We start from the raw sequence: 1302 nt of genomic DNA, 5'->3' as shown, positions 1-1302 counted from the left end.
ACGGTCGTGAAGATGCCGACCGCACGGCCGAGGCCCATGACGGTGTGGTTGATCTGCTGCGCGAGCTCGCGCGTGGGCGCGAGGATGAGGGCGCGCGGCGGGCGTCCGAGCTCGCGGCGCTCCGGGCGGTTGCGCAGCAGCATCTCGACGATCGGGGCGCCGAACGCGATGGTCTTGCCGGAGCCGGTGCGGCCGCGGCCGAGCACGTCCTTGCCGGCGATGACGTCCGGGATCGTCGCGGCCTGGATCGGGAACGGCGACGGGGCACCCATCGACTTGAGGGCTCCCGCGATCCCGGCGCCGAGGCCGAGGTCGACGAACGAGACGCCCTCGACGTCGGCCGCGACGGTCGCGGTCGCGTCGAGCCGGTCGAGCACGACGTCCTCCTTCGGCGCGAAGGGCTTCGCCTCGGTCGAGGGGTAGTAGGTGCTGTCGCGACGCTGCGGCCGATCGTCGAAGCTGCGGCGCGGGCGCTCGTCGCGCTCGGGGCGCCGGTCGCCGCCGCGCTCGTCGCGCTCGCGGAAGCCGCGCTGCGGGCGCTCGTCGCGCTCGAAGCGACGCTCGCCGCGCGGGGCGCGGTCGTCGAAGCGGCGCTGCTGCGGACGGTCGTCGCGGTCGAAGCGACGCTCGCCGCGCGGGGCGCGGTCGTCGAAGCGACGGTCGCCGCGCGGAGCGCGGTCGTCGAAGCGGCGCTGCTGCGGGCGCTCGTCGCGGTCGAAGCGACGCTCGCCGCGCGGGGCGCGGTCGTCGAAGCTGCGGCGCGCGCGCTCGTCGCGGTCGAAGCGACGCTCACCGCCGCGCTCATCGCGGTCGCGGTAGCCGCGCTGCGGATGGTCGTCGCGATCGAAGCGGCGACGGTCGCCGCCACGCTCGTCGCGATCGCCGAAGCCGCGCTGCGGGCGCTCGTCGCGGTCGAAGCGGCGCTCGCCGCCGCGGCGCTCGTCGCGCTCGGCGCCGAACCGGCCTCGGCCCTGGTGCTCGTCGCGGGCGCGGTCGAACCCGCGCGGCCGCTCGCCGCGGTGCACGCGATCGTCACGCTGCCGGTCGCGGCCGCCCTGCGCGCCCCCGCGGGTGCGGAAGGCGGGACCGCGGCGATCGTCGCGCTTGCGCTCCTCCGGCGGGATCCAGTTGGGGCGGCGGGATGCGCCCTGCGAGCGCTGCTCGCGGTCGTCGCTCGTCCAGCGGCGCTTGGGCCGCGCGTCGCCGTCCTGGGCCGGGCGGTGGCCGCGGTGGCCGGGGCTGCGCGAACCGGCGCGCCCGGAGGGGCGGTCGTCGGATCGGCGTGCGCCCTGCGGGCGCGAG

General features: G+C 77.9%; 1 protein-coding gene. It reads right to left on the bottom strand.

All coding sequences use genetic code 11. From position 1 onward, the window contains the following. Positions 1–1302, bottom strand: a 1302-nt coding sequence (locus L332_RS21835; RefSeq protein ID WP_041203953.1) for a DEAD/DEAH box helicase, incomplete at both ends; no start/stop codon positions are given.

Origin of the sequence: Agrococcus pavilionensis RW1 (assembly GCF_000400485.1) — a bacterium.
GTDB classification, from domain to species: domain Bacteria; phylum Actinomycetota; class Actinomycetes; order Actinomycetales; family Microbacteriaceae; genus Agrococcus; species Agrococcus pavilionensis.
This window is presented reverse-complemented; position numbering and strand designations above follow the sequence as displayed.